The sequence below is a fragment of the Morganella morganii genome, from assembly GCF_019242955.1.
Classification (GTDB): domain Bacteria; phylum Pseudomonadota; class Gammaproteobacteria; order Enterobacterales; family Enterobacteriaceae; genus Morganella; species Morganella sibonii.
In genome coordinates, this window is sequence record NZ_CP066129.1 from 2,536,093 (window position 1) to 2,556,754 (window position 20,662).

General features: G+C 50.7%; 19 protein-coding genes. 6 read left to right on the forward strand and 13 right to left on the reverse strand.

Features of this window, described 5'->3' with window-relative positions:
* Positions 1 to 6: 6 nt before the first annotated feature.
* On the reverse strand, positions 7 to 453 hold the full coding sequence (locus tag JC793_RS11770) for an NADH-quinone oxidoreductase subunit A (RefSeq protein WP_046893311.1): 447 nt from the start codon (positions 451 to 453) through the stop codon (positions 7 to 9).
* Positions 454 to 1,130: 677 nt separating this feature from the next.
* The gene (gene hexA / locus JC793_RS11775; RefSeq protein ID WP_046893312.1) at positions 1,131 to 2,042 is read right to left on the reverse strand and encodes a transcriptional regulator HexA; all 912 of its coding nucleotides are present in this window, start codon (positions 2,040 to 2,042) and stop codon (positions 1,131 to 1,133) included.
* A 739-nt stretch (positions 2,043 to 2,781) separates the two neighbouring features.
* On the opposite strand from hexA, the gene JC793_RS11780 reads away from it, so the two are divergent.
* From JC793_RS11780 to JC793_RS11790, 3 genes are all read left to right on the forward strand, one after another.
* Positions 2,782 to 3,996: a pyridoxal phosphate-dependent aminotransferase gene (locus JC793_RS11780; protein ID WP_046893313.1), complete on the forward strand. Its 1,215-nt coding sequence runs from the start codon at positions 2,782 to 2,784 to the stop codon at positions 3,994 to 3,996.
* A gap of 114 nt (positions 3,997 to 4,110) precedes the next feature.
* Complete coding sequence (yfbR, locus tag JC793_RS11785; RefSeq protein ID WP_004235147.1) at positions 4,111 to 4,692, forward strand: 5'-deoxynucleotidase; 582 nt, start codon at positions 4,111 to 4,113, stop codon at positions 4,690 to 4,692.
* 18 nt (positions 4,693 to 4,710) lie between these two features.
* On the forward strand, positions 4,711 to 5,094 hold the full coding sequence (locus JC793_RS11790; protein ID WP_218426260.1) for a nuclear transport factor 2 family protein: 384 nt from the start codon (positions 4,711 to 4,713) through the stop codon (positions 5,092 to 5,094).
* Here the strand turns inward: JC793_RS11790 and JC793_RS11795 are convergent.
* The 4 genes from JC793_RS11795 to yfbV all read right to left on the reverse strand — a co-directional run bounded on the left by JC793_RS11795 (position 5,077) and on the right by yfbV (position 8,889).
* Positions 5,077 to 6,906 (reverse strand): SLC13 family permease, encoded by a 1,830-nt coding sequence (locus JC793_RS11795; RefSeq protein WP_046893344.1) that lies wholly within the window; start codon positions 6,904 to 6,906, stop codon positions 5,077 to 5,079. The genes JC793_RS11790 and JC793_RS11795 overlap by 18 nt on opposite strands.
* A gap of 120 nt (positions 6,907 to 7,026) precedes the next feature.
* Positions 7,027 to 7,695: a sugar phosphatase gene (locus JC793_RS11800; RefSeq protein ID WP_166708104.1), complete on the reverse strand. Its 669-nt coding sequence runs from the start codon at positions 7,693 to 7,695 to the stop codon at positions 7,027 to 7,029.
* Between the two features lie 29 nt (positions 7,696 to 7,724).
* On the reverse strand, positions 7,725 to 8,219 hold the full coding sequence (locus tag JC793_RS11805; protein WP_046893316.1) for a YfbU family protein: 495 nt from the start codon (positions 8,217 to 8,219) through the stop codon (positions 7,725 to 7,727).
* Between the two features lie 214 nt (positions 8,220 to 8,433).
* Positions 8,434 to 8,889, reverse strand: a complete 456-nt coding sequence (yfbV, locus tag JC793_RS11810) for a terminus macrodomain insulation protein YfbV (RefSeq protein WP_218426261.1) — start codon at positions 8,887 to 8,889, stop codon at positions 8,434 to 8,436.
* A 367-nt stretch (positions 8,890 to 9,256) separates the two neighbouring features.
* Here yfbV and JC793_RS11815 point away from each other — a divergent pair, with 367 nt between their 5' ends.
* Together JC793_RS11815 and pta are read left to right on the forward strand one after the other, a co-directional pair.
* Complete coding sequence (locus JC793_RS11815) at positions 9,257 to 10,459, forward strand: acetate kinase (protein ID WP_046893317.1); 1,203 nt, start codon at positions 9,257 to 9,259, stop codon at positions 10,457 to 10,459.
* Positions 10,460 to 10,531: 72 nt separating this feature from the next.
* Entirely contained in the window at positions 10,532 to 12,679 is a 2,148-nt protein-coding gene (gene pta, locus JC793_RS11820; protein WP_182106726.1) for a phosphate acetyltransferase, read from the forward strand.
* Positions 12,680 to 12,741: 62 nt separating this feature from the next.
* Here the strand turns inward: pta and JC793_RS11825 are convergent, their stop codons facing one another.
* From JC793_RS11825 to yfcD, 6 genes are all read right to left on the reverse strand, one after another.
* Entirely contained in the window at positions 12,742 to 13,980 is a 1,239-nt protein-coding gene (locus JC793_RS11825) for a 3-deoxy-7-phosphoheptulonate synthase (protein ID WP_218426262.1), read from the reverse strand.
* Between the two features lie 21 nt (positions 13,981 to 14,001).
* Positions 14,002 to 14,400: a cupin domain-containing protein gene (locus JC793_RS11830; protein WP_218426263.1), complete on the reverse strand. Its 399-nt coding sequence runs from the start codon at positions 14,398 to 14,400 to the stop codon at positions 14,002 to 14,004.
* A 24-nt stretch (positions 14,401 to 14,424) separates the two neighbouring features.
* The gene (locus JC793_RS11835) at positions 14,425 to 14,949 is read right to left on the reverse strand and encodes a type 2 periplasmic-binding domain-containing protein (RefSeq protein ID WP_218426264.1); all 525 of its coding nucleotides are present in this window, start codon (positions 14,947 to 14,949) and stop codon (positions 14,425 to 14,427) included.
* 19 nt (positions 14,950 to 14,968) lie between these two features.
* On the reverse strand, positions 14,969 to 15,664 hold the full coding sequence (locus JC793_RS11840; RefSeq protein WP_218426265.1) for an RraA family protein: 696 nt from the start codon (positions 15,662 to 15,664) through the stop codon (positions 14,969 to 14,971).
* A gap of 121 nt (positions 15,665 to 15,785) precedes the next feature.
* A complete protein-coding gene (locus tag JC793_RS11845) occupies positions 15,786 to 17,867 on the reverse strand; it encodes a M48 family metalloprotease (RefSeq protein WP_218426266.1) in 2,082 nt (693 codons plus the stop codon).
* A 403-nt stretch (positions 17,868 to 18,270) separates the two neighbouring features.
* The gene (gene yfcD, locus JC793_RS11850; RefSeq protein WP_166708110.1) at positions 18,271 to 18,846 is read right to left on the reverse strand and encodes an NUDIX hydrolase YfcD; all 576 of its coding nucleotides are present in this window, start codon (positions 18,844 to 18,846) and stop codon (positions 18,271 to 18,273) included.
* A gap of 259 nt (positions 18,847 to 19,105) precedes the next feature.
* On the opposite strand from yfcD, the gene JC793_RS11855 reads away from it, so the two are divergent.
* A complete protein-coding gene (locus JC793_RS11855; RefSeq protein ID WP_218426267.1) occupies positions 19,106 to 20,017 on the forward strand; it encodes a TIGR01777 family oxidoreductase in 912 nt (303 codons plus the stop codon).
* A gap of 40 nt (positions 20,018 to 20,057) precedes the next feature.
* Here JC793_RS11855 and JC793_RS11860 read toward each other — a convergent pair whose 3' ends face one another.
* Positions 20,058 to 20,651, reverse strand: coding sequence for a UbiX family flavin prenyltransferase (locus tag JC793_RS11860; protein WP_218426268.1), 594 nt, complete (start codon positions 20,649 to 20,651; stop codon positions 20,058 to 20,060).
* Positions 20,652 to 20,662: the final 11 nt, after the last annotated feature.

Genomic DNA, 20,662 nt, shown 5'->3' on the forward strand with positions numbered 1-20,662 from the left:
TATTGACTACGGTTGATTGTTATTGATTTTGTTCACAACGCTCGGGTGTTTTACCTCGCGGCGTGAACGTACAGGTGTCCAGTCCAGCGCGCCGATACGTGCCAGATAGAAAAGCCCTGCCAATAACACCAGAATAAAGATTGCGGCTTCGGTGAACCCTATCCAGCCTGTTTCTCTGACCGAAACAGACCAGGCAAACAGGTATAAGGCTTCAACATCGAAAATCACGAAAAACATGGCAACCAGGTAGAACTTCGCAGACATCCGCAGACGTGCGCTGCCGACCGAGTCAATACCTGATTCGTAAGGGAGATGTTTGGCGCGTGCTTTTGCACGGCCCCCGAGATAACGGGCGCCCAGCAACATAAATGCACATAACCCGAGAGCACCTAAAAGATAGATGGCAAATGCCCAGTTATGGGCCAGAACTTCAGTGGCTGTTGACATACTCATTGCTTACTCATTAAAGGTGGTGTTGCCTGCCGTACCTGCATACAGCACCACAGCGACACACGAGAGGAACAACTTAATGGCGGATACAACACTTATCGTGATGAGAAAGCCGGTCACCCGGATTGTTCCCCGCTCTTCCAGATTTTGTTACAAACTATCAACTTAAGATTAACCCGTCGTGCGACTTTATCGCTAAAACGTGTCAGTAAGTAACCAAATTGAAAATTAACTTTATTATATTAACGGATACATCGCTTTTACTAACCCATTATCTCAGGAAAAACCTGTCTTTCCATCGGTAAACAGGGTCAATATTTATGATCTCAATCACAGTTTGGCTGAAAATTATTTAACAAATGATTAATTCATAACCATTTATAAAAACCTGATAAATATAGTCAGGTTTTTAACAAAGTTTTATTGCAATGTAATGAGCGCTGTTAATTTTGGCAATCACAGAACATGTGTTTTGTTAACATTGTAACAAACAAGTAAACAAAACTGCGATACGGCGCTTAAAACAACATCAAAAACCTGAACACGGCGTGATGCTGTTAACATTTATATGAGATTTCCGTACGGGGGGAGAGGATACAAAAAAGCCGGGGGAAATTATCCCCCGGCGGTGTGTCTGACTGTCACAAATTATGTCTGTTCCGCGTCAGATTATCACAGCATTACTCTGCTGCTTTATCATCGTCCGCCGGTGTGACGGTATACGGTGTCTTTTTGTTTTCAATAGCCTGGTACACTGTCAGCACTGACTCGCTCTGCTCGTCACTGTTACGGTATAACCAGTACTGAATTTCCGGCAGGCGCGGCAGCCCTTCGCTGACACTCAGAATGCGCAGGTCGGCATTCTGCATTTCCAGCGGACGGGCGGTGATCCCGACTTCAGCATTCACGGCTGCACGGACAGCAGAAAGTGATGCGGCTTCATAAGCAACACGCCACGGTACCCCTGCCTCATCCAGTGTTTCCGCCGCGAGATGGCGGAACGGGTTAGTTTCATCCATCACCACCAGCGGAATCGGCTCATTCGGCTGTAACTGGAAATCAGGCGCACAGTGCCACAATACCGGTGCGGTACGCAGGGCAGTACGCGGGTGATGGGCGATACGCGCGGTGGTCAGCGCCAGATCAATTTCATGGTTATCCAGCATACCTTCAATGTACTGGCTGCGTTTGATGCGGACATCAACGGCCATACGCGGGTATACCGAAGCAATACGGTTGAGTAAGAAAGGCAGCAGTGAGTCAACGGAATCATCGGATGCCCCGATGCGTAACTCCCCTTCTGCATCGTTGTATGCCAGTGATGCGGTGGCATCATCATTTGCACGCAGGATTTGACGGGCATAACCTAACAGTTGTAACCCGTGATCGGTCAGTAACTTGTTACGGCCATGACGCGCAAACAGTTCGCGCCCGACGAGTTGCTCGAGACGCTGCATTTGCTGACTGACGGCAGACTGAGTACGGCATACTGCCGCTGCTGCCGCCGCGAAGGTGTTCAGATCTGCGACTGCCACAAATGTCCGCAGCAGGTCGAGATCCAAATTTAACACTGGACGGTTTGAATTTATCATTGTTTTTTCTTCACTAATTTTGATTTTTAATAACTACCTGGTGTTTATTGGCATGAAAAATAGCTTAGCCAACTAAGACATTACCCTATATATCAGGGTAGAGTAAAACATAACTAACACTAACAAAAATACGTAACTGTGAGTAACTCCATTATGTAATGCAGCATGGTAAAACAGCAGGCCTGCTATACAAACACGCAAATTTTTCGTAACTTACAGCATTGTTTTCCAAACATTGCGAAACAAGACAATTTGTAACTTATAAAAATGCATGCTGCGAATTCGTCCTGCTGCAAGATAAATCTGATTATTCTGCAAATTTAAGGTCAAATACTCTTAAAACCAGATCATGCCGTGAAATCTCATTAGTTATACTACTAATAATTACCAGCATCATAGGTTAATATATAAGAAAAGATTATACAATTTCAACAACTGCTGACCATTTAGTAAAAACACTGTATTACTTTACTAATTATGATCTTCCGATAGATAACTTTACAAAACTCCGTAACCACCCACACGCCAGTCACAACATCCGCATTAAGCGCAAAAATAAGAATAATACTCCGACATATCAATAATTAACCGGCACTCCAGATCCTTTCCAAAACAAATTCTGTTGTTTTTCACCAAAAGACGTTTACCGGCTTCAAAAGCCCTGACGGTAAGAGTACAGTGGGTTATAACGGGTTTTGCCTGATTAAATCCAAGATTAACGCGCTAAGGTCCTGAACAGATGAATATAATAAAGAAATCCAACAAACTCGATAATGTCTGTTACGACATTCGCGGGCCGGTGCTCAAAGAGGCTAAACGTCTCGAAGAGGAAGGCCAGAAAGTTCTCAAACTGAATATCGGTAACCCGGCGCCGTTTGGTTTTGATGCCCCGGACGAAATTCTGGTTGATGTTATCCGTAATTTACCAAGCTCCCAGGGTTACAGCGATTCAAAAGGCCTCTATTCTGCCCGTAAAGCCATTGTCCAGTTCTATCAGGAACGCGGCATGCGCGATATGACCGTGGAAGATGTCTATATCGGTAACGGTGTTTCTGAACTGATTGTGCAGTCCATGCAGGCACTGCTGAATAACGGGGATGAAATGCTGGTGCCGGCACCGGATTATCCGTTATGGACAGGTGCTGTCTCTCTTTCCGGCGGTACTGCCGTGCACTATATGTGTGACGAAGAACAGGGCTGGATGCCGGATATCGAAGACATCAAAAAGAAAATCACTCCGCGCACCCGCGGTATTGTGGTGATTAACCCGAACAACCCGACCGGTGCTGTCTACAGTAAAGACCTGTTACAGGAGATCGTCGAAATCGCCCGTCAGAATGATCTGATCATCTTTGCTGACGAAATCTACGACAAAATTCTGTATGACGATGCTGTCCACCACTCAATTGCGGCAATGGCACCGGATCTGCTGACCGTGACTTTTAACGGCCTGTCAAAAACCTACCGTATCGCCGGTTTCCGTCAGGGCTGGATGGTGCTGAACGGACCGAAGAAACACGCCAAAGGGTATATCGAAGGGCTGGAAATGCTTGCGTCTATGCGTCTGTGCGCCAACGTGCCGATGCAGCATGCTATCCAGACCGCTATCGGCGGTTATCAGAGTATCAACGAGTTTATTCATCCCGGCGGCCGTCTGTATGAACAGCGCAACAAAGCCTGGGAACTGATTAACCAGATACCGGGCTGCTCGTGTGTCAAACCGATGGGCGCACTCTATATGTTCCCGAAATTTGATGCCAAACGCTTTAATATTCACGATGACCAGAAAATGATCCTCGACCTGCTGTTACAGGAAAAAGTGCTGCTGGTACAGGGTACTGCCTTTAACTGGCCGGAACCGAACCATTTCCGTATCGTGACACTACCGCGTGAGGACGATCTGGAGATGGCAATTAACCGCTTCGGGCGTTTCCTCTCCCACTACCGTCAGTAATCGTTTCTGCTGTCAACGGCTTCCCCCGGGAAGCCGTTTTTATTTACATCCCGCCCGGAACACCGCAGAATATCCGCTCTTATTATCAACAGATTGCTGTCAGGAATGTTGTCTATGAGTTACTTTTTTGCCCACCTTTCCCGTCTGAAACTGATCACCCGCTGGCCGCTGATGCGCAATGTGATTCAGGAAAACGTCTCTGAGCACAGTCTCCAGGTGGCGTTTGTGGCACATGCGCTGGCCGTGATTAAAAACCGCAAATTCGGCGGTACACTCAACCCGGAAAAAATCGCCCTGCTGGCGATGTACCATGATGCCAGCGAAGTGATCACCGGTGACCTGCCGACGCCTATCAAGTATTACAATCCGCAGATTGCGCATGAATACAAAAAAATCGAACGGATGGCACAAAAGAAACTGATTGCCATGATCCCCGAAGAATTACAGGCAGATTTTGCCCCGCTGATTGATGAAGACGCGCATTCACCGGAAGATGCAGCAATCGTCAAACAGGCAGATGCCCTGTGTGCTTATCTCAAGTGTCTGGAAGAGATTGGTGCAGGCAATACCGAGTTTCATCTGGCGAAAGCCCGGCTGGAAAAAACCCTGGAAGAACGCCGCAGCCCGGAAATGGATTATTTCCGCGACGTGTTTATTCCCGGCTTCAGTCTGTCACTGGATGAGATCAGTCAGTAACGAACGGGATACTTGTTTATGCATGAAACAGAATTATTCAGAAAACTGATTCGTCAGGAGAAACGGTTGCACCGTCCGTGGTACAGAGGGGATTATCAGACGCTCTCAGTCCTGCTGCATCCGGCATTCTTTGAATTTTGCCGCTCAGGTGTATCCGCTGACAAAGACGACACACTGAATGACCTGTTATCACCGGTACAGCATGCACAGCACATCTATTCCGGTGATTATCGCTGTTCACAAATCAGCGACAATTGTGTGTTAATAACCTACCGCAGCTTTCAGCTGGCCGGAGGCCGCTGTATCAGAGAAACGAACCGCTCATCCCTGTGGACAGAAACCGCCCCGGATATCTGGCAACTGCGTTTTCATCAGGGCACGCCGTCAGAACGGGAAGAGTAACGGGATCACCGCGATACTGATTGCCATCACCACCAGCGTAAACGGCACGCCGATTTTGACGAAATCCCCGAAGGTGTAATTTCCCGGCCCGAGCACCAGCGTATTGACCGGTGATGACACCGGCGTCATAAAGGCCGCCGACGCCGCCACCCCCACCACCATCGCAAACGGCAGCGGCGATACCTGCATTTCATACGCGGCCTGAATAGCAATCGGTGCCATCAGAACGGCGGTTGCGGTATTCGAGATAAACAGGCCAATCGTGGCGCACAGCACAAACAGCGCTGTCAGCATGACATGCGGCCCCAGATCACCTGCGACATCCATCAGCCCGCTGACAATCAGCGTGATACCGCCGGTTTTCTGTAACGCCAGCGCAAACGGCATCATCCCCACAATCAGAATGATGCTCGGCCAGTGAATTGAGCGGTACGCACTTTCCATATCGATACAGCGGAATTTCCCCATCAGCAGGCAGGCAATCAGTGCCGCAATAAAATTCGGGATTTCATTGGTGACCATCATCGCCACCATCAGCGCCAGACAAAACAGGGCATGCGGTGCCTGAGATGCTGCCGGCACCACAGCTTCCGCTTCCGCTGCCAGATTCAGCACAATAAAGTGACGCCGTTTGGTCGCCAGCGCGCGGATAATTTTCCAGTCGCCGACCACCAGCAGAATATCCCCGAGTTGCAGCGGCTCATCCACAATATTGCCGTCAAGGGCAGAGCCGCCCCGCCGCAACCCCAGCACATTCAGGCCGTAACGGGTACGGAAACCGATATCCCGCAGGCTTTTGCCGATAAGTTCACTTTCAGGATTCAGGGAGACTTCCGCCATCCCCACGTTGCGGGAGTGTTCAGAGAAATATTCACCGCGCAGGATCATCGGTTCCAGCATCTGTTCGGCACAAAATTCGCGCAGATCCATATCACTGGCCGACATATCAATCAGCAGTACATCACGGTCACGCAGTTCCATACCGCCGGTTGCACCGACCATCACCCGCCGGAAACGCCGCCAGCGCTCAATCCCCACCACATTGGCACCGTAACGGGTACGCAGGTGCAGTTCATCGAGCGTTTTGCCAATCAGCGGCGAGCCGTTACGGACAGCAAGACGCCGCGCACGGCCGCTCAGTTTGTAGTCGCGGATCAGGTCACGAAAGGTACGCTGTACATTGTCCCCTGCTTTCTCCGGCTGTTTGCTGCCCAGCCAGCGGCGGGCAATCAGCATATAGCCGACACCGGCCAGCAGGATCAGTAATCCGATAGGGGTAACCGAGAAGAAATGAAAGCCTTTGATACCTTCCATTTCCAGGACACTGTTCACCACCATGTTCGGCGGTGTCGCCACCAGCGTCATCATACCGCTGATAAGCCCGGCAAAGCCGAGCGGCATCATCAGCCGGGAAGGCGGGATTTTCATACGTGCGGAGACACTGAGCACAACAGGGATAAAGATAGCCACCACGCCGGTCGAACTCATAAACGCGCCGAGCCCGGCAACACTGACCATAAGGAACACCAGCAGACGGGTTTCGCCGGAGCCGGCCACCCGCACCAGCCAGTCACCCATCTGATAGGCAACCCCGGTACGCACCAGCCCCTCCCCGATAACAAACAGGGCGGCAATCAGCAGAATATTGGGATCACTGAAACCGGCAACGGCTTCATTAACGGTAAGCGTACCGCTGAGTACGAAGGCGGTGATCACCAGCAACGCCACAACATCCATCCGGACCTTGTTGGTGGTAAATAAAACAATGGCGATAAACAGCAGGGTCAGCACCCACACGAGTTCCGTATTCACCAACGTCCTCTTTCGTCAATGCCCGGACAGCGAACATCCTGTCTCATCGTTTTCTGTTAATGCACAGCCCCGGGGTTCTTCATCGTCTGACCGGGTACTGCGCCGCATGTTTACCGGCGGTCAGCCGGGACGACGGGTCAGCGTCACCGTGCCGTCCGCCGCTTTCTGAATCTCTATTTCTGTCAGTGAATCCACCCGCATCGCCAGTTCATCCGTGCGCGGTGTTCCGGCCGGGACATGTACGGCAATTACCTGACAACCGGCATCCAGCCCGGAGAGCAGACCGGCGGTGGCATCCTCAAACACAAAACAGTCACGGGGTGCCAGCCCGAGCTTTTCCGCACCCAGCAGGTAGGGTTGCGGGTCCGGTTTACCGCGGGTGATATTATCGGCTGTCACCCAGGCATCCGGCTCCGGCAGATTCGCCGCACTGTGACGCGGACGGGCTATCGCCACTGAACCGGAAGTGACTATCGCCCACGGAATTTCAAGGGAAACCAGACGCGCCAGCAGCGCCTGCGCACCGGGCAGGTCTGTGACCTGGTCACTCTCCCTGATCTCCTGCTCTGTCACCCACGCCAGCTGTGCGGCGATTTCGCTTTCATCCGCATCCGGCAGAAAATGGCGGATAGATTCAACCGCCGGTTTGCCGTGAATAAAATGCTTAACTTCATCCTCATCCGCACCGGTACGACGGGCAAATGCCAGCCAGGCACGCTCCACCACATGCAGAGAATCCGCCAGTGTGCCGTCCAGATCAAACAAAAAGCCTTTTGCAGTCAGTGTCATGCGTGCCTCGCCGTGCGGATACCGGAATGTTATGCGTTAAGGATCTGATTAATTTCCACTTCACTCAGGTGGTACTGGCGCGGACAGTTATGCCATGCACCCAGCATACGGACGTATTTATCCCACATTGGTGTCTGGGAGTTAAAACCGTGGCTGCCGCTGTCAAAGTGGGTGTAACGTCCTTCCGTATTTACCAGAAAACGTACATAACTTAAATAACGTGCTTCTGTTGCCGCATCAAAACCTAAGAAGTGGATACGGCGCTGGTCGATATCTTTTGCTTCTTTCAGGTTGTCGAAGGAGATACGCAGTGCGTGGTACATTTCCATCATATCAATCACACGACGGCAGATTTCTTCCGGCAGCTCACCGAAATCGCGATCCAGTTCGCGCATCTGCAGTCCGAAGCCGCGCTCAATAATCGTCTGCTGGCGGCGGTAGCGCTCGGCATTATCCGGGTCCAGCATAGCCATCATTTTATACTGGTTAGAAAGGATAAGGCGTTGTGCATTGGTCATTTCCATGGTGTATCTCCTGAAAAAGTAATCCGGGGTATGGTCAGAATCATCGCATTACTCAAATCTATAAGATAGTGAAATACACACCTTTTTTGATCTCAGCGGGGGATTTCGGCCGGGTAATTTTACGGAGAGGAAAAACAGGGAGTTACGTAAGCTGAATCGATTAATAAAGGAAGCGGTTATGCCGCCCGCGGAAACGGGCGGAAAACAGCGGCACTTACAGGTCATCCAGGAAAGAGTTGTCCAGTTGCTTAAAAGCGCGTTTCAGTAACTCCGCCAGTGCCATATAATCGGGTGTGCCTTCGACCGGTGCAATCGCAATACCGGCTTCGGCAAACTTTGCGCGGATTTCATAAAACCAGCTGAGCAGCCCGGCCGGTAATGGTGTGGCGGCACGGCGGCCCAGCCACCACAGCCCCTGCAAAGGCAGCGAGCAGGCAAACAGTGCGGTGGCAACAGCAGGCCCTAACGCCCCGCCGAGCGCTATCTGCCATGTCAGGGTAAACACCGACAACGGCGGCATAAAACGGATACCGAACTGCGTGGATTTTATGACACGATTCTCCGGGAAAACCGGGGTGAGCTGCTTCACGGCCGGCCAGGTGGCGGCGTAACGTTTACCGAGACGCAGTGCGCGGAACAGACCCGGTTTTGCCGGTGTGTTATCAGGCATTATGACCTCAATCAATAAAAAACATAATAATTAAAATATGGCTACATTCAGTCAAAATATTTTTGTAGGATTAAGTATATTTTGAAATTGCTGTCATCTGCGGGTATGCTACGCCCGTTTAATCACGGTGAAATAATCCTGAGTTAATTATTTTGTCTGATGCGGCCTTTTTCAAGGGCAAAATGTGTGTTTTTACGCCATCACGCCTCAGACAACAGATTGCAGCGATGATTTATCGTTCAATATAAAAATTGCATGATGTTAATCATGAACGGCGCTGAAATATTGCGCTACGCTTAGTTAGATTACGTTTTAACCACTGTCTTAACACATAAGACTTATCCACAACAAGATTATAGGTAATTCCATGTCAAGTAAGCTGGTACTGGTACTTAACTGCGGTAGTTCTTCACTGAAATTTGCGATCATTGACCCTACAACTGGTGATGAATATCTGACGGGTCTGGCAGAATGCTTTAACCTGCCGGAAGCACGTATCAAGTGGAAAATGGATGGTGCTAAACACGAAGCACAGTTAGGCGCGGGCGCTGCTCACAGCGAAGCTCTGCGTTTCATCGTGAAAGATATCATGGGCGACAAACCTGAGCTGTCAGCACAGATCGGCTGCATCGGCCACCGTCTGGTTCACGGCGGTGAGAAATTCGCTCACTCTGTTATCGTCACTGACGAAGTTGTTAAAGCAATGGAAGAGTGCTCAGCATTTGCACCACTGCACAACCCGGCTAACCTGTTAGGCGTGGAAGAAGCACTGAAAGCCTTCCCTCACCTGGCTGATAAAAACGTCGGTGTTTTCGATACCGCTTTCCATCAGACTATGCCTGAAGAAGCTTACCTGTATGCCCTGCCGTACAGCCTGTACAAAGACCACGGTATCCGCCGCTATGGTTTCCACGGTACAAGCCACTATTTCGTCAGCCGTGAAGCCGCTAAAATGCTGAACAAACCGGTTGAAGAACTGAACGTGATCACCTGCCACTTAGGTAACGGTGGTTCTGTTGCAGCTATCGTTAACGGCGAGTGCGTCGACACCTCTATGGGTCTGACTCCGCTGGAAGGTCTGGTCATGGGTACCCGTTCCGGTGATATCGACCCGGCTATCATTTTCCACCTGCATGATTCAATGGGCATGAGCGTTGAAGAAATCAACAAAATGCTGACCAAAGAATCCGGCCTGCAGGGTCTGACCGAAGTCACCAGCGACTGCCGTTATGTTGAAGAAAACTACGGTAAACAAGCTGACGCGACCCGTGCAATGAATGTATTCTGCCACCGTCTGGCGAAATACGTCGGTGGTTACGCGACACTGATGGAAGGTCGTCTGGACGCTATCATCTTCACCGGCGGTATCGGTGAAAACGCAGCAATGGTTCGTGAACACACTCTGGAGAAACTGGCTCTGCTGGGCTTCAAACTGGACCACGAACGTAACCTGGCTGCCCGTTTCGGTAACGCAGGCAAAATCACCACTGATGACAGCAGCATTGCCCTGGTGATCCCGACTAACGAAGAATTAGTCATCGCACAGGATGCAGCGCGTCTGACTGCATAATCTTTGCTCTCCGCCGGCCATTGCCGGCGGATTTATTTTGAACACCGAATTGTGAAAAAATAAGAGGTTCATGTGTCCCGTACTATTATCCTCATTCCTACCGGCACCAGTGTCGGCTTAAGCAGCGTCAGCCTCGGGGTTGTCCGCTCAATGGAACAGAAAGGCGTCAGCCTGAGCTTCTTCAAACCGGTTGCACAGCCGCGCCGTGCAGGTATTGAAGATCAGACCACCCAAATCTTACGCGCTCACTCTTCCCTGAAAATGGCAGAGCCGCTGGATATGGATTATGTGGAAACCATGCTGACCACGAATCAGAAAGACATTCTGATGGAAGAAATCGTTGCGCGTTACCACGAGCACACTCAGGGTGCGGAAGTGATCCTGATTGAAGGTCTGGTACCAACCCGCAACTACCCGCATGCACAGTCCCTGAACTACGATATCGCCCAGACTCTGGGTGCGGAAATCGTGTTCGTGACAGCACCGGGCAATGACAGCGCAGCGGAAATCAAAGAGCGTCTGGAACTGATCCGCAACGAATTCGGTGGTCACAAGAACACCAACATCGCCGGCGTTATCGTTAACAAAGTTAACGCGCCGGTTGATGAGCAGGGCCGTACCCGTCCTGACCTGTCTGAAATCTTTGATGATTCATCCAAAGCCACTATCGCTCACCTGAGCACGGATGATCTGCAATCCCTGCCTCTGCCGGTTGTCGGCAGTGTACCGTGGAATTTCGAACTGATTGCCACCCGTGCAGTCGACATGGCGAACCACCTGGGCGCAAAAATCATCAACGAAGGCGACATCAAAACCCGCCGCATCAAATCTGTGACATTCTGTGCACGCAGCATTCCTAACATGCTGGAGCACTTCCGTCCGGGTTCTCTGCTGGTGACTTCCGCTGATCGTCCTGACGTGCTGGTTTCTGCCTGCCTGGCAGCGATGAACGGCGTGGAAATCGGTGCGATCCTGCTGACCGGCGGTTATCCGATCGATGACAGCATTGCCAAACTGTGCGAACGTGCGTTCGAAACCGGCCTGCCGATTTTCACTGTGAACACCAACACCTGGCAGACCTCGCTGAACCTGCAAAGCTTCAGCCTGGAAGTCCCTGCTGATGACCGTGAGCGCATCGAACTGGTTCAGAACTACGTGGCAAGCCACATCGATACCAAATGGATCGATTCTCTGGTTGCTGATTCTGAGCGTCCTAACCGTCTGTCACCACCGGCATTCCGTTACCTGTTAACCGAACTGGCACGCAAAGCGAAAAAACGCGTTGTTCTGCCTGAAGGTGATGAGCCGCGTACTATCAAAGCAGCAGCTATCTGTGCTGAACGTGGTCTGGCGACCTGCGTGCTGTTAGGCGATCCGGAAGAAATCCGCCGCGTTGCTGCTGCACAGGGCGTGACTCTGGGTACCGGTATCGAACTGGTTAACCCGGCTGACATCCGTGAGCTGTATGTGCCGCGTCTGGTTGAACTGCGTAAAAACAAAGGCATGACCGAAGTCGTTGCCCGCGAGCAGTTACAGGACAACGTCGTACTGGGTACGATGATGCTGGAGCAGGATAAAGTTGACGGCCTGGTTTCCGGTGCTGTTCACACCACCGCAAATACCATTCGTCCGCCGTTACAGTTAATCAAAACCGCACCGGGCAGCTCACTGGTATCTTCTGTCTTCTTTATGCTGATGCCTGAAGAAGTTCTGGTCTACGGTGACTGCGCAATTAACCCGGATCCGAACCCTGAACAGCTGGCAGAAATCGCGATTCAGTCTGCTGACTCTGTGAAAGCATTCGGTATCGATCCGCGCGTTGCGATGATCTCTTACTCTACCGGGACTTCCGGCCAGGGTGACGATGTTGAGAAAGTCCGCGAAGCGACCCGTATCGCCAAAGAAAAACGTCCTGATCTGTGCATCGACGGTCCGTTACAGTACGACGCCGCCGTGATGGCTGACGTTGCGAAAACCAAAGCACCGGATTCTCCGGTTGCAGGTAAAGCAAACGTCTTCATCTTCCCTGACCTGAACACCGGTAACACCACTTACAAAGCGGTTCAGCGTTCAGCAGACCTGGTCTCTATCGGACCAATGCTGCAGGGTATGCGCAAGCCGGTTAACGACCTGTCCCGTGGTGCGTTAGTTGACGATATCGCGTACACCATCGCACTGACTGCTATTCAGGCAGCGCAGGATGAAGCGAAGAAAAAATAAGTTCTGCTGACTGAAAAGTTACAGACAAAAATCCCGGCCGGGTTTCCCCGCCGGGATTTTTTTTATCCTTCCTGTTTATCACTCTGCCGGTATCCTGCTGCCACCCGCGCCAGGGCAACTGACTGCTCCCGGTTCAGCCGCGGATCACAGAGCGACTCATAACACTGCCCGATATCCTTATCGGTCAGCGCCTGCGGCCCGCCGGTACATTCTGTCACCGCCTGCCCCGTCATTTCCAGATGCAGACCACCGGGATACAGACCGGCCTCTCTGATAAGCTGCACAAACAATCTTATCTCCTCACAGATCACCGGAAAATCACGGGTTTTCAGACCCTCAGCGGTACTGCGGGTATTACCGTGCATCGGATCTGTCAGCCAGATAACCGGGGTTTTCCGCGCTGAAACTTCCCGGATAAGCGGCGGCAGTTTTTCCGTAATCTGGTCAGCGCCCATCCGGATAATCAGCATAATTTTGCCCGGCTGATTGCCCGGGTCCAGTAACTCCAGCAGCTGTGCCAGTTTTTCGCCGGTCATTGACGGCCCGCATTTGATACCGATCGGGTTTTCAATACCCCGCAGATACTGTACATGCGCCTGAGAAGGTTCACTGGTGCGATCCCCCAGCCAGACGGTATGCGCCGCACAGTTGTACCACAGGTTGTCTGCCGGGCTGATACGGGTCAATGCGCTGTCATAGTTCAGCAACAGCGCTTCGTGGCTGACATAAAACGGTGCGAATAACGGGTCAGCCTCCTCTGCTTCCCGTTCACTGCCGTGCAGGGCATTCAGTGTCACTGCCGCACGATAATACGCATTCAGCATCCGTTCCGGTGCCGGGATACGCGCAGCGGCAGTAAACCCGTGGCCGTTGATGATATCCCCGCGGTAACTCGGCAGCGTCACGCTGTTGCGGGTTTCATCCGGACTGCTGCGCGGTTTGGCATACTGCCCTGCAATCCGCCCTATTTTCAGAACCGGCAAAGAAAATCCGTCACTGATAATTCCCGACATCGTGCTGACAGTATCAGTCCAGTTTGTCAGCACATCCTCCCGGCAACCGGCAAAGGATTCCGCACAATCCCCGCACTGCAGTACAATTCCCTGCCCCGCGCTGACTTTCGCCAGCGCCTGTCTCAGAGAGATAATTTCTGCGGTGGTAACCAGCGGCGGTGCCGTCTGCAACTGCTGCACCACATAGCTGACCGCTGACAGTTCCGGATATTCCGGCTGCTGCAATGCCGGGAAATGTATCCATAAGGAAGGCAACCACAGCGGGTGCCCGTCCTGTTGTTTTTTCACACTCTGCTCCCTGAATCCCTGTTATTTTCGTTCCTGTGAGGTGGCGAGATAAGTTTCAAGCCGCCCCTCCTGACGTGCGACATAATCTTCCCGCACCGGGGTATACACATCGATAACCTCGGACTCTTCGAGTACTTCCGCATCATGAACTGACCAGGACGGCACCAGTCCGGAATCACCGGCTTTCAGGATCACAGTTTTGCCATCCACGGTCAGCCGCAGAGAGCCTGACAGCACGGTTGTCAGGGTTTCGTGTTCATGCTGATGCTCCGGGATCACGGCTCCCGGCTTAAATGACCAGAACGTCATGGTAAATGCGGTACCGTGGATAAATTTAGCCTGTATCTTGCTTTCTTCTCCCTCTTTGCGGGTTAAATCCATATCATAGGAAAGCAGTTCATTTCCGGGAATTAAACTCATAATACACTCCTGAGTGTTAACCGATTATTTAGGGGCATGAATAGAAAAGCCCATCGGTACAGGGCCAAAGTCATGCAGGATATGCAGATGGTATTTTTGTGCTGTGGTGAGTGTGGTAATGCAGCCATCCACCGCGCCGTGAGCACACTGCACACCGGACTCACTGTTGGAGGTAAATAAGGTTTTCCGTACCTCTTTATTCAGCAGCGGCAGCTCAGCAAATAAGTGCTGTGGTGCCGGATGTGATCCCACATGGCGGATATCGTTATAATCAGTATGACGTGAGGCAAATAACATATTGTGTGTGTCCAGCACAAAACAGGCTTTTAATTCCAGCCAGGTTAAGTTCCGGAAAACGATATTATGTAAATCGGGGTATACAATACAGCCGAGCAGAACACCATCCTTATCCTGCCTGACACATTCAGTGGCTGACTCCAATGTCGGATATAACTTCACATTGCCTTTAATATTATTTTCACTCAGCCAGTGATGCGCTGCTTTTTCGCAGTTCGTTCCGTTCGGACCGAGTGTATGAATAGTTAACAATTTTTATTTCCTTCTGAATTTATATTCTTCCTGTGATACTGATTAAATCCGGCAACCGTTCTCCGTGCCGTATTTTTTCCAGCATGTTATTTTCAATCTCTGTTATTTCAATCGCTTTACTGATTACAGTATCAATATCATGGTAAGGTATTACCACCACACCATTAATATCCGCAATAATCAGATCACCGGTGTGAATTGTTACCTGCTCTATCCGGCAACTGCCGCCGGTTTCAGATACATAATATGCGCCCTGGGTATCTGTCGGCGTTAAATTCGTGGCAATAACCGGTATGGAAAGTGTGTTAAGATCCTGACCATCCCTGACGGCACCTCCGGTTATCACGCCGCTGAAACCCAGCTTTTCAAAATAGGTACAACTCATCCCGCCCGCTAATGCCGCATCACAGATGCATTCTCCGCTGCCGGCAACATAAATCAGGTTTTCCGCAGCGTATAATTCAGGCACTAAAAAATCCTTCACCTGTTCCCAGGTTGACGGAAACGGTTCAAGAATATGATTACTCTTGCGGACAATTTTCCATTGCACAGTATAAGCCTGTCCGGCAAGATAATAATCCGTTAGGTTCTGTGATTGTAACTGATGACTTAATACACTGCCGGTTTTAAGCCCGTCCATAATATCAACGAATGTTGATGTGCTTATTTTAAGGGACTTAATCTTGTCTGTTAATACTGTATTTATCTTATGCATTCCTTACCTCCGGAATACACGATAATAAAAAAAAGAGTCAGTTGTAATTGCTATTAATTATTCAGTCATCTTAAAAAAAAAACCGCCTTGCGGCGGTTCTGTCTGTTTCAGCAGAAAATAATTACTGCCGTAATTCATGTTTTACGTGCGCTATCTGTAACTGACTGTGTACCAGATTTGATAAATCCTGCAAAGATAATGATTTCCCCTGCCAGATACGGATACCGGCCAGCAGAATAATCAATTTCCGCTTTTTGGCATCATATTTAAATAAACGGCTTTTTACAGCCGGGACCGGGGCCGGTGCACCATCCGCCACATGCAAAGTAAGTATCGCCACACCGGAGGCTTCCGTGATGTCATAGTCGACAATGTAATGCAGCGGATATGCCTGTGTCAGTTTATCACTGACCAGCTGACCATGGCGGAAAGCAAACAGTGGCGTTTTCCCTTTTTTGCGGTACAGAAAGGCAACGCCCCAAAACAACAGCAACAGCCAGAAACCGTGAACCGTGCCGGATTTTACCAGGTTTTCCGCACCGAGTTTCACAGTGGCAATTCCCATCCCGGCCACAACCACCAGACCAAAAATAAACATCATCCGGAATACTTTCCGCTGCTCAGTGATAATCACTTCATCTGCAGCATCGGATTCATGCAGCATGGTTTCCAATGCTGCTGTCCGCTGTGTGGTGTACTCAGCGACCATGCCGGAAAGTGACGCAGTCAGTGACATCGAAATGGCTTTGGCATCCGTGAACAGATCCGCAATATTGGCGTAATCATCTGACTGCACTTCACGGGAAGCGGCGGCCAGCAGGTCATCGCTGATATCCTGAGACAGCGCTTCAATACGGGTACGGGTTTGCGGATGGCTGTCGCTCGGGTGACTGGTTGCCTCATTCAGGAACTGCCCGGCCTCCGGTACACCACGCTCACGCAGGCGTGCCATTACCACCGGCAGCAGATCATCCGTTTTCAGAGTGCCTTCATACAGCTCACCCAGTGTTTCAGAAATCACGTCACTGACCGCAGAAATACGCAACAGTGATGAGGATACTGCTGCCGGTGAACTGACCGATGCCCCGGCTTTATCCGCTTCCAGTTCACGGATACGGCTCCAGTGGCTGACCGCAAAATCAAACTGTTCGAGGAAGAAGATCCCGAGATACACGGACGGGCTCATAATCACTTTACTGTAATAATCCTGCACCTCATTCGCCACCAGCGAAATACTGTGGCTCATCCCGGCATAGATCGGCGCAAAGTTCAGACTGTACGTGGTATCTTCGCCGGTAAAATGCCCCAGCTCGTGACCGATAACCGCACTGGCTTCTTCCCGGTTGAGCAGCGCGGAATAAAGCAGCGGGAAGTACAGCGTTTTCCCTTCAATCAGCTGATTTTCATTCAGATTAATGCTGTGGGATGTCACATAGAAGCATTCCGTCATACCCGCAATAATATGATCCGGTGGTGTTGTGCCGACTCTGGCAGCAATCTCATCCACCCACTGCCACAGCCCCGGCGCTTCCTCACGGCTGACAGCATGCCCGGTCACATCAGACGGCTCACTGCGGAACATAGCGAAACTCTTGCGCAGCTTAAACAGACCCTTGATGATATACCAGATGATCAGCACAATACTGATCAGAATAAAGATCATGATTTTCGCACCACCGCCTCTCATCACGAAATTACCGGCAAACCACAAAGCTTCATAAGCCATCACACAAATAATACTCAGACCGACCAGTGTCATCTGTCCGGTCAGAATAAACGGCAGCAGTTTACGGCAGCGGGCAAAGACTTTCAGCAGAGCATCGCGGGAGCGGCGGGCAGCCCGGCCGCTGCTGATGCAGAGATAAATTGCCCCGGCGCCAAACAGCAGGGATAAAATCCCGGTGACGATAGTCCCCTTACTGACCACAGCCCGGGCCAGGATCATGGCAATTTCGCTGCTGTATTTACTCAGCTCACGGTTAATCATGCCCAGATGCTGACCGGCAGAAACCGTTTCCCCGTCATCGTAGGTAATTTGTGTATCAGGGTCTTCTGCAATCAGACGCTGAAGTTCCGCTTTATCAGCCATGACATATTGGTAAGCCTGATATTCATCACTGATCCGCCAATACTGAAATGCACCCCATGCGGTGAGAAGCAGTGGTAATAACAACAGCCATCCTGCTAATTTATTTTTCATCATTATTCTCTTTTGGTTTGTATTTTATTTTCCCGGCCACTTCCGGATAATTCCTATTACCGGTCGTTATTATTTATATCCCTGTTAACAACCTGATTATGTAAGAATATAAAATATACTATTTTTCAATGCGTTAATTAAATTTACCATTGATATATAAACAGATGATTTACGAGATAATATAAAAACCATAGCTGATAAATATTATGAGATTATTGTTTATATTTGCAATAATATTTTGCGGAAAAATGCTGATGTTCAATAGCAGGAATAACATAAATTATATTTAAAATGCATCTGGTAATATTCTTTTTTTTCGATATATTTACTGCCAGCCTTTTATTTTACCGTATTTTAAATATAAAAAAGCCTGCATATTGCAGGCTTTTCCGGTTTTTATTCTTTTTTATTCGCTGTCACTGCTCATTTCAGTTTCAGATATTACCGCCGCCTTTTGCGGCTCTGCCGGGGTATAATTCTGATTATTGCGCGTCAGCCAGAGTGAAAGCGCTTTCAGTGAGTCTGCGGTAAATTCGTCACAGCGGGCCGTGATTTCCGCCGGCGTCAGCCAGGTCACTTCTGATACTTCACTTTCCTGAAGCGCGAACGGGCCGTGTGTCACACAGCTGAATAACCCGCCCCAGACACGGCAGATGGGCTCTTCATAATAAAACAGGCCGTGCTCGGCAAACGGCACACCGGCAATCCCGAGTTCTTCCTCCGCTTCGCGCCGGGCAGAATCAAGCATCAGTTCACCCTGCTGCACCACACCACCTGCTGTGGCATCCAGCAGACCCGGGCAGAAATCTTTGTGCTCAGTCCGGCGCTGAACAAGAATTTTTCCCATGCCGTCATGCACAACAATGTAGGTAGCCCGGTGACGCAGGTTTTCCGCCCGCATCTGCTCGCGTGTCGCCTGACCGATGACATCATTATTCTCATCGACCACGTCCACCCACTCGATAGCGCTTTCTTGTTCCATCCTCTAACCTTTTCTTTTTTTATCAGCATTACAGATGCTGCTTCTGTTTTTTTCAATGACACACGCCGGCAATCCGCAGGCCCTGTTTTATACTGCTTTTATATACCAAACTAATAATGATAGTGTGCCATTATGGTCGTTAAAGCAGTATATCAAGAATTGATAGCGGTTCTATGATTGTTTTTCTTTCTTGCCGATCACATCCCCCGGCCGCAAAAACTGCTATAGTCAGTGAAACCTACCGGCAGAAGGAGCAACTATGCGTATTCTGGTCACAGGCGGTACCGGGCTTATCGGCACCCCGCTGGTACAGGCACTGATTGCCCGGAAATATCAGGTGGTGGTTCTGAGCCGCTCACCGCAGAAAGTCTATTCCCGTTTTTGCTCGGCTGCAGAAAATCTCAGCTCACTCAATGAAATAACACATCTTAATGATATTGATGCGGTCATTAATCTTGCCGGTGAGCCTATCGCAGATAAACGCTGGAGTGAAGAGCAGAAAAAGCGGTTATGTGAAAGCCGCTGGCTGATAACCGAACGGCTCAGTGAACTGATCAATGCCAGTGAGACGCCACCTGCGGTGTTTCTCTCCGGCTCTGCCGTGGGCTGGTATGGTGATCAGGGGCAAACAGTGGTAACGGAGGACGACGAGCCGCATCCGGAATTCACCCACACCTTATGCGACCGCTGGGAAGCTCTGGCGATGAAAGCACAAAGTGAGAAAACCCGGGTCTGTCTGCTGCGCACCGGAATTGTGCTGTCACCGGAAGGCGGCGCGCTGGCGAAACTGCTGCCGGTATACCGCGCCGGTCTTGGCGGCCCTGCCGGCAACGGCCGTCAGTATATGCCGTGGATCCACATCCGTGATATGGTCAGCGCCATTCTGTTTCTGCTCGATGACCCGGCACAGAACGGCCCGTTCAATATGACTGCCCCCTATCCGTCCCATAATGAGCAGTTTGCGGCCGTACTGGCGCAGATCCTGCACCGCCCGCATCTGCTGCGGGTTCCGTCATTTGTGGTTAAAGCACTGATGGGAGAAGCTGCGGTACTGGTACTGGGCGGACAAAATGCACTGCCGAAACGGCTGGAAGACGCCGGATTCGGCTGTCAGTTTATTAATCTGGAAGACGCTCTGCGGGATTTACTGGATAGCCCGGCGGACTATTAGTGCAGATCCCGGCCGGTGATAAAACGGCCGGGATTGCAGGTTACGGCTGTGCAGAACGGGGATTTTTCGCCCCGCTCCAGCGGGCAAATAAATCTTCCGGTAATGCAATATCAAACTGATCAAGCACGCGGTTGACCGTCTGGTCGATAATATCCTGCACGGTTTCCGGCTGATGATAAAATGCAGGCATCGGCGGCATAATGACCGCGCCGATTTCAGCCGCCTGTGTCATCAGCCGCAGATGTCCGAGATGCAGCGGTGTTTCACGAACCCCCAGCACCAGCTTACGTCCTTCCTTGAGCACCACATCTGCCGCCCGGGTCACCAGAGTGTCTGTGTAACTGTGCACAATCCCCGACAGGGTTTTCACCGAACACGGCAGAATAACCATCCCCAGTGTTTTGACAGAGCCGGAGGAGATACTCGCAGCGATATCGCGCTCATCATGCACCACATCCGCCAGAGCCTGCACGTCACGCAGACTGTACGCCGTTTCCAGCGCCAGTGTCTGCCGTGCCGCCTGACTGACAATCAGGTGGGTTTCCACCTCCGGCACCGTTTGCAGGACCTCCAGCAGACGCACACCATAAACTGCACCACTTGCGCCGGTCAGCCCCACAATCAGTTTTTTCATAACATCACCCG